Source organism: Actinoallomurus acaciae (assembly GCF_042429965.1).
Classification (GTDB): Bacteria; Actinomycetota; Actinomycetes; order Streptosporangiales; family Streptosporangiaceae; genus Actinoallomurus; species Actinoallomurus acaciae.
In genome coordinates, this window is the sequence record NZ_JBHLZP010000386.1 from 1 (window position 1) to 7,724 (window position 7,724).

General features: G+C 72.7%; 10 protein-coding genes. 6 read left to right on the forward strand and 4 right to left on the reverse strand.

Annotation, left to right across the window (positions count from 1 at the left end; translation table 11 throughout):
* The 3 genes from ACFFNX_RS35490 to ACFFNX_RS35500 form a co-directional block, all read right to left on the reverse strand.
* On the reverse strand, window positions 1-531 hold a 531-nt coding region (locus ACFFNX_RS35490; RefSeq protein ID WP_378210322.1), incomplete at its 3' end, for an ADP-ribosylglycohydrolase family protein.
* A complete protein-coding gene (locus ACFFNX_RS35495; protein WP_378210324.1) occupies window positions 528-1,247 on the reverse strand; it encodes a GntR family transcriptional regulator in 720 nt (239 codons plus the stop codon). The genes ACFFNX_RS35495 and ACFFNX_RS35490, both read right to left, overlap by 4 nt.
* A 102-nt stretch (window positions 1,248-1,349) precedes the next feature.
* Window positions 1,350-1,970, reverse strand: a complete 621-nt coding sequence (locus tag ACFFNX_RS35500) for a class I SAM-dependent methyltransferase (protein WP_378210335.1) — start codon at window positions 1,968-1,970, stop codon at window positions 1,350-1,352.
* Window positions 1,971-2,061: 91 nt separating this feature from the next.
* Between ACFFNX_RS35500 and ACFFNX_RS35505 the strand changes: the two genes are divergently transcribed.
* From ACFFNX_RS35505 to ACFFNX_RS35530, 6 genes are all read left to right on the forward strand, one after another.
* The gene (locus ACFFNX_RS35505) at window positions 2,062-2,940 is read left to right on the forward strand and encodes a CE1 family esterase (protein WP_378210325.1); all 879 of its coding nucleotides are present in this window, start codon (window positions 2,062-2,064) and stop codon (window positions 2,938-2,940) included.
* 96 nt (window positions 2,941-3,036) lie between these two features.
* Complete coding sequence (locus ACFFNX_RS35510; protein WP_378210327.1) at window positions 3,037-4,038, forward strand: LacI family DNA-binding transcriptional regulator; 1,002 nt, start codon at window positions 3,037-3,039, stop codon at window positions 4,036-4,038.
* 34 nt (window positions 4,039-4,072) lie between these two features.
* Window positions 4,073-4,948, forward strand: a complete 876-nt coding sequence (locus tag ACFFNX_RS35515; protein ID WP_378210328.1) for a ribokinase — start codon at window positions 4,073-4,075, stop codon at window positions 4,946-4,948.
* 121 nt (window positions 4,949-5,069) lie between these two features.
* Window positions 5,070-5,498 carry a pyridoxamine 5'-phosphate oxidase family protein gene (locus ACFFNX_RS35520; protein ID WP_378210329.1) on the forward strand — a complete coding sequence of 143 codons (429 nt, stop codon included), beginning with the start codon at window positions 5,070-5,072 and terminating at the stop codon, window positions 5,496-5,498.
* Between the two features lie 14 nt (window positions 5,499-5,512).
* Window positions 5,513-5,707, forward strand: coding sequence for a ferredoxin (locus ACFFNX_RS35525; RefSeq protein ID WP_378210331.1), 195 nt, complete (start codon window positions 5,513-5,515; stop codon window positions 5,705-5,707).
* 66 nt (window positions 5,708-5,773) lie between these two features.
* On the forward strand, window positions 5,774-6,859 hold the full coding sequence (locus ACFFNX_RS35530; RefSeq protein WP_378210332.1) for a Zn-dependent alcohol dehydrogenase: 1,086 nt from the start codon (window positions 5,774-5,776) through the stop codon (window positions 6,857-6,859).
* Window positions 6,860-7,475: 616 nt separating this feature from the next.
* Here the strand turns inward: ACFFNX_RS35530 and ACFFNX_RS35535 are convergent.
* Window positions 7,476-7,724 (reverse strand): hypothetical protein (locus ACFFNX_RS35535; RefSeq protein WP_378210333.1); only part of this gene is annotated, 249 nt, incomplete at its 5' end.

Genomic DNA, 7,724 nt, shown 5'->3' on the forward strand with positions numbered 1-7,724 from the left:
GGCCGCGGCTCCGGCGAGGGCGACGCTCGTGTTGTGCGTCACCCGGCTGGCGTCGACGACGCTGTCGAGGAGGGCGGCCGGCCCACCGCCGGAGGCGATGCCGACCGGGGCGATCCGCATGGCGGCGCCGTTGGTGTCCCCGTGGCGGCCCGCGTCCTCGACCGGTGTGCCGGCGGCGACGGCCGCGACCGCGCGTTTGGTCGACGGGCCGAGCAGGTCCAGGGAACCGCGCCGGCGCATGTCGTCCTCCCAGTCCAGGAGCGCCCGCGCCAGCGCGACCGGATCGATGCGTCCGGCGCCGTCGAGGAGCAGCCGGGCGAGCAGGACGGCCTGTTCGGTGTCGTCGGTGACCGATCCGGCGCGCATCCCCGCGGCGATCGGATGGTCCGCGGCGGCGGGCTCGAACCCGGTGAGCGCGCCGAAGTCGCGTTGGATCCGCTCCCGGGACAGCGACTGCGTCGGCATGCCCAGCGCGTCGCCGATCGCGAGTCCGTACAGCGCCCCGGCGGCACGGGCCCCGGCACCGGTCATGGGGTGCTCCCGAAGCGCAGGTGCAGCTCGAACCGGACCGGGTCGAGCCGGCTCTCGACGTGCTCCACCAGGTCGCCGGCCGCGGTCCAGCTGACGCGGCGCGCGCGTAGGAACCACTCGCCGGGGCTCCGGCCCAGCTCACCGGCGTCGGTCTCGTCCAGCGGCGCGGCGGTGACCCATTCGTCGCCGTGGTCCGCGTGCAGTCCGGCGGACGCGAGCGTCGCCGTCAGCGACCCGTCGAGCAGGCCGCGTGCGGGCAGGTCGAGCAGGGCGCCGGTGGCGGGGATGCGGCTGCGCTCCAGGGAGACCGCCGGCCCGTCCGTCAGGGTGCGGACGCGGTCGACGGCGAAGAACGCGGACGAGGCCAGGCCCAGCCGATCGGCGAGCCCGGGATCGTCGACCTTCTCCAGGCGCAGCATCCGGGTCTCGGTGGACACGCCCTGGGCCGCCAGGGCGCGCGCCCAGCCCAGCCGGTCGTCGAGCGGGCGCCCGTCGAAGGTGACGAACGACCCCTTCCCCGAGCGGGTGGAGATGAGCCCTTCCCGGCTCAGCTCGGTCAGCGCCGACCGGATCGTGTTGCGGCTGACCGAGAACCGCGCGGCGAGCGCGTGCTCGCCGGGAAGGCGGCTGCCGCGCTTGAGCCTGCCCGTCCGGATCTCCCGGGCGAGGGCTTGGGCGATGTTCTCGTGTTTGAGCGCATGCACGTTGTCTGCCATGTCTACCCCTGCACCCAGACCTGTTCAAACATGTTCAGCAAGGTACGCCTGACATGGCACTTTATTCAAGAGTTCCGTTCTCCGAAGCCCGGAGTACGCGCGTCAGCGGCGCTCGAGGACCCGCAGGGAGCCCTCGACCCGGCGCTCGGACCACCGGCCGGTCGCCAGGGCGCGCCGGTACACGCGGTACGGCGCCTGGCCGCCGTCGGCCGGGTCGGGGAAGATGTCGTGGAACGCCAGGGCCCCGCCGGGCATCACGTGGTGCGCCCAGCCGTCGTAGTCGGCCTGGGCCAACTCCTCCGCGTGCCCGCCGTCGACGAACAGCATGCCGAGCGGCTTGGCCCACAGCGCCGAGACGGTCGCGGACGTCCCGACGACCGCGACGACCCGGTCCTCCAGCCCCGCCGCGACGATCGTCTCGCGGAAGACCGGCAGCGTGTCCATGCGGCCGGTGGCCGGGTCGACCAGGGTCTCGTCGTGGTACTCCCCCCAGCCGGCCTGGTTCTCCTCCGAGCCATGATGGTGATCAACGGTCACCACGACCGACCCGGCCGTGCGGGCGGCGGCGCCGAGGTAGATCGCGGACTTGCCGCAGTAGGTGCCGACCTCCAGGATCGGGCCGCGCGCGCCGTACTCCAACGCCGTCTCATAGAGCGCGAGCCCCTCGGCCGGGGGCATGAACCCCTTGGCGTCCTCGGCGGCCCGCCGCAGGCCGTCGGGCATCGGCGGGAGACCCGCTCGCGTCATCACGTCATCCACGCGCGCACTCTATTACCGTCAGCAGCGCATATGTCCGAGTCGGAGGAGCAGGCGCATGGCGGGTGAGGGCGATCTGGTCGACGGAGGGCTGAGGATCGGCGGGAGGGAGCGCGGCTTCACGCTCCGGCCGCCCCGCGCGGCGCCGGGCGACCGGCCGGTGCCGCTCGTGCTCGTCCTGCACGGCAACAATCCGGACGGCAGCGGCGGGCGGATGATGCGCGAGTGGACCACCTTCGACGCGCAGGCGGACCGCCGGGGCTTCGCGATCGCCTACCCGGACGGCCACCAGGGGTGCTGGGCGGACGGCCGGGGCGTCACCACCGCCGACGAGGCCGGGGTCGACGACGTCGCCTTCCTCACCGCGATCGTCGACTGGTCGGCCGAGCGGTACGGCACGTCGCCGGACCGGACCGTGGTGGCGGGGATCTCCAATGGTGCGTTCATGGCCCACCGGCTGGCACTGGAGGCGTCGGCCCGGGTGGCGGTGATGGCGGCCGTCGCCGGTCAGTTGCCCGCGGCCCTGCTCGGCGTCCGGCCGGCGCACGCCGTGTCGGCGATGCTGATCCACGGCACGGCCGACACGCTCTCCCCGATCGACGGCGGGTACTCCCGGCGCCGCGGGCCGGACGGAGAGCCGAGGGGCCGCACGCTGTCGCTGCGGGAGACGGCCGGGCACTGGCGCGCCATCGACCGCTGCCCGCCCGGACCGGGCGAGACGCACACGACCGAGCTCTCCAGCCGCACGACGGCGGAGGCCGGCGCCGGCGGGACGCGGGTCGTCGCCTGGACGGTGTTCGGCGGCGGCCACACCTGGCCGGGCATGCCCGTCCCGCCCGAGTGGGACGAGCCGGTCACCGGGGAGTTCGACGCGGCGGAGGAGATCTGCCGCTTCGCCGAGCCCCTGCTCGCCTCCGCGGACGCCCGGCGGCTCTGACCCGCCGCTGTGACCGAGGTCACCGCTCCCCCGCCTGTCACCGGTGTAATCGTTTCCATATTCTGCCGTGTAATCGTTTCCACGACGGGAGGTGGCGTGGCGGGCATCAAGGAGGTCGCCGCTCGGGCGGGAGTCTCGGTCGCCACCGTCTCCCGGGTGCTCAACGACAGTCCCAAGGTCAGCGAGGAGGCGCGGGCCAAGGTGCGGGCCGCCACCAAGGCGCTGCGCTACCGGCCGAACGCGGTGGCCCGCTCGCTGCGCACCGAGGCCACCCGCACGCTCGGACTGATCGTCGGCGACATCCTCAACCCGTTCTTCGCCGTGCTCGCCAGGGCCGTGGAGGACGAGGCGCGCGAGGCCGGCTACACCGTCGTCATCGGCAACGCCGACGAGCGCCCCGAGCGGCAGGACCACTACGTCCGCACGCTCCTCGAACAGCGCGTCGACGGCCTGCTCATCTGCCCGACGGCCGAGGTCACCCCGCTGGTCCGGGACTGCGTCGCGGCGGGCGGCCCGCTGGTCTTCCTCGACCGCACGCTCCCCGGCCTGGAGGTGCCCTCCGTACGGGTCGACGGGACGGGCGCCGTCCGGGACCTCATCCGGCACCTCCACGGGCTCGGGCACCGCCGGATCGCCTTCATCTCCGGCCCCGAGCTGCTGTCCACCGGCCGCGAGCGCACCCGGGCGTACGTGGACGCGATGCGGGCGGCCGGCCTGGAGATCCGCGAGGAGTACGTGGAGGCCGGCGACTTCCAGGCGGCGAGCGGTCAGGCCATCGCGGCCCGCTTCCTCGACCTGCCCGAGCCGCCCGAGGTGATCTTCGCGGGCGACAACCTCATGGCGCTCGGCGCCCTGGACGAGATCCGGGCGCGCGGCATGCGGATCCCCGGCGACGTCGCACTCGCCTCCTTCGACGACGTCGCCTGGTTCGTCCACCTGGACCCGCCGATCACCGCGATCGCCCAGCCCGCCGAAGAACTCGGGCGGCGAGCGGTGCGGGCCCTGCTGGAGCGCGTCGGGCGCCGGCCGGTGGAACCGGTCGTGCTCCCGGCCCGCCTCATGAAACGCCGATCCTGCGGAGAGACGGGAAGCACATGATCGACATCGAATACGGCCCGTTCGGCGGCGCGCGATGACCGGGCGTGCGTACGACGTCGTGGTCGCCGGGTCCGTCAACGCGGACCTCGTGATCCGCGTCGACCGGCGCCCGGGCGCCGGCGAGACCGTGCGCGGCTCGGACCTGGCGACCCATCCGGGCGGCAAGGGCGCCAACCAGGCCGTCGCCGCCGCGCGGCTGGGCGGCCGGGTCGCGTTCCTCGGCCGCGCGGGCACCGACGGCCACGGGGACCTCGTCCGCGAGACGCTGCGAAGTGACGGCGTGGACATCGGGCACCTGATCACCACGCCGGGCGCGAACGGCGTCGCCCTGATCACCGTCGACCCGTCGGGCGACAACAGCATCATCGTCTCGCCGGGCGCCAACGCGAAGGTCACCGAGCAGGACGTCGCCGCCGCGCGGCCACTGTTCGCGGACGCCGCCGTGGTGTCGCTGCAACTGGAGATCCCCGTCGACGCGGGGGTGGCCGCCGCCCGTACGGCGGACGAGGAGGGCGCACGGGTCGTGTTCAACCTGTCGCCGGCCGCCGACGTGCCGGACGAGCTGATCGCGCTCTGCGACCCTCTCGTCGTCAACGAGCACGAGGCGGCGTTCCTGGGCGACACCCGCCCGACCGGCCTGCTCGCCCGGGGCGCACGGTCCGTCGTCATCACGCGTGGCGCGGACGGCGCCCTCGTGGCCGACGCGAACGGCGTCACCGAGGTGCCCAGCCCCCGAGCGGAGGTCGTGGACACCACGGGCGCGGGCGACGCCTTCACGGGCGCGCTGTGCCTGCGCCTCGCCCATGGCTACGACCTGGCCACCGCGGCCCGGTTCGCCGCACGCGTCGGCGCCGCGGCCGTGCGCAAGGCCGGCGCGCAGACCTCCTTCCCGACCGCGGAGGAGCTGTAAGACCCGTCTCACTTCGAGACGGGCCGCGGGTGCGCCGGGCTCCCTCGGCGCGCCCCGGCCTTGATGCGGCTGACTGAAACGTGTTCTACTTCTCGGCGTGAGTCAGCGCTCTCGTATCGCCATGACCGACGACGAGGTCACGGCGTTCATCGAGGAGAACCCCAAGTTCCAGCTCGCCACGATCAACCGTGACGGCACCCCGCACCTGGTCACGATGTTCTCCGGGCTGGTCGAGGGCAAGATCGCGTTCTGGACGTACCGCACGTCGCGCAAGGCGTACAACCTCGCGCGAGATCCCCGGGTCACGTGCCTGATCGAGGCGGGCACGGACTACTTCGAACTGCGCGGGCTGATGCTGTACGGCACCGTACGGTCCCTGACAGAGCCGAATGACGTTCGGTATGTTGGCTCCCAAGTGGTTCGCAGGATGATGGGTCTCGAGGACGACGACGCGATCGCCTCGGTCGTGGGTCAGACCGCGGCCAAACGCCACGCCTACATCGTCGAGCCGACCGGTGTCGCCTCCTGGGACCATCGCAAGCTCACGTGAAGGGGAACAGCGTCATGGAAGTACGGGTGGACCCGCTGGTGTGCGAGGCCAACGGCGTGTGCGTCGGGCTCGTCCCCGAGGTCTTCGACCTCGATGACGAAGACGAGCTGCACGTCACGCAGCCGTCGCCCCCGGCCGAGCTCGCCGACCGCGTCCGGCACGCCGTACGTTCCTGCCCCAAGGCCGCGCTGACCCTCGACGAGGACTGACGGAGATTTCCCAACCCCGATATCGGCCGGCCTCCGGGGCCGGCCCCCGTCCTGGAGGTGTGTCAGGTGCGAGCCGCGGTGATCCAAGGCGCCGGTGTCAAAGAGGTCGAGCTCCGCGACGACGCGAGGACGGTCGGCCCGGACCCCGCCGAGGTGAAGGTCAAGATCAAGGCGACCGGGGTCTGCCACTCCGACCTGTCGATCCTGAGCGGGACCCTGCCGAACAGCTATCCGGCGGTCGTCGGCCACGAGGCGGCCGGCGAGGTCATCGAGGTCGGTGAGCACGTCACGAACGTCGCGCCCGGCGACCACGTCGTCATCAGCTGGACCCCGGCCTGCGGCCTGTGCCCCGACTGCGTCGCCGGGCGGCCCTTCCTGTGCGTGAAGTACATCATCGAGGGCTACACCAAGCCGCGGTTCCGCCTGGGCGACGACACACCGGCGTACGGCATGGCGGGCTGCGGCACGTGGGCCGAGGAGATGGTGGTGCCGTGGGAGGCCTGCATCAAGGTCGCCGACGACGTCCCGTACGACTACGCCGCGCTGCTCGGCTGCGGCATCTCCACCGGAGTCGGCGCGGTGTTCAACACCGCCCGGGTGCGGCCCGGCACGGCGGTCGCGGTCGTCGGCTGCGGCGGCGTCGGCCTGTCGGTCATCCAGGGCGCCAGGGCGGCGGGCGCGGCGTCCATCCTCGCGATCGACCCGCTGGAGTCCAAGCACGAGATCGCCCGGAGGTTCGGCGCGACGCACACCGCCACGCCGGAGGGAGCGGACGAGCTGCGGAACCTCCTCACCGCCGGACAGGGCTTCGACTACGCCTTCGAGGTGGTGGGCCGGAGCGCCACGATCCGCGCCGCCTGGCAACTGGCCCGGCGCGGCGGCGACGTGATCGTGGTCGGCGCCGGCGCGGCCGACGACAACGTGCGGTTCAACGCGTTCGAGCTGCTCTTCGACGGCAAGAACCTGCGGGCGTCGCTGTACGGCGGCTCCGACCTGCGCCGCGACGTTCCGCGGTTCGTGGACCTGTGGCGGGCGGGCAAGCTCGACCTGGAGAGCCTCATCACGCGGCGGATCCGTTTCGAGGACCTCAACGACGCGATCGCGACGCTCGAACGCGGCGACGCGATCCGCCAGGTCGTCCTGTTCGACTGAGAGCCCGCGCGGACAGGGGCGCGCTCGGCGAGCGGCGTTCCGGTACGGCGGAGGGGGGCGGCCCGGGCGCCGCCCGCATCCGTGCGAGCGCCGCCGGTGACGGATACGAAAAGGGCGGCCGGCGTGCGCTGCCGAGCCGCCGGCCGCCCCTTCGCGACACCCGGGTCCGTCCGCGGAACGCGGCCGGGTGCCTCGCCGTGACGGGCGCTCCGAGCCGGGAACGCCCGGCCATCCGCATACGGTGACCTGACTGTTACATCGCTCCGGACGGCACCGGCGCTACAGAGCCCCTGCATTATCGGGCAAAAGTTTTGAATGCCATCCATCGGGCATCTGGCGAGCGTTCAAGCCAAGCCCAAGGAGGTCCCGATGCGGATACGGGGCGGAATCAGCTTTGTCGGCCTGATCTATATATTGATTGGCATCTTCGTGGCCTGGGACCATGACTACATCACCCTCGGCCTGCTGAAGCGGGTGCTCAGCGCGCTGCTCGCGATCTTCCTGTGGTTCCTCGTCCTTCTGGGCGTGAATCTCCACGTCAAATGACCTGACGCCCCCGGCTTCGCGGTCGCCTCGATCAGGGAGGCGGCCGCGAAGTCCATTTTCAGGGGCGCCGTCAGGGCATCGGCGTGCGCCAGAGCGTGGGCCGGTCGGTGCGATAGTCGCCGGTGAAGCCGACCGCCAGGAGATTCGCCCCGACGACCGTCAGGCCGTCGAGCTCCTGGACGCCCGGCCCGTCGAGCCCGAGGCCGTGCGGCCGCGTGGCGCGCCACGTCCGGCCGTCCGCCGAGGACCACGTCACGACGTCCGAACCGGCCGTACCGGCGAGCACGAACCCGCCCGGCGTGGCGGTGGCCGCCGTGAC

What these genes read in the sequence shown, in the direction of transcription:
- ACFFNX_RS35515 (WP_378210328.1), top strand. Translation starts at nt 4,073, where the DNA reads ATGACCGGGCGTGCGTACGACGTCGTGGTCGCCGGGTCCGTCAACGCG.
- ACFFNX_RS35525 (WP_378210331.1), top strand. Translation starts at nt 5,513, where the DNA reads ATGGAAGTACGGGTGGACCCGCTGGTGTGCGAGGCCAACGGCGTGTGC.
- ACFFNX_RS35520 (WP_378210329.1), top strand. Translation starts at nt 5,070, where the DNA reads ATGACCGACGACGAGGTCACGGCGTTCATCGAGGAGAACCCCAAGTTC.
- ACFFNX_RS35500 (WP_378210335.1), bottom strand. Translation starts at nt 1,970, where the DNA reads ATGCCCGACGGCCTGCGGCGGGCCGCCGAGGACGCCAAGGGGTTCATG.
- ACFFNX_RS35505 (WP_378210325.1), top strand. Translation starts at nt 2,062, where the DNA reads ATGGCGGGTGAGGGCGATCTGGTCGACGGAGGGCTGAGGATCGGCGGG.
- ACFFNX_RS35495 (WP_378210324.1), bottom strand. Translation starts at nt 1,247, where the DNA reads ATGGCAGACAACGTGCATGCGCTCAAACACGAGAACATCGCCCAAGCC.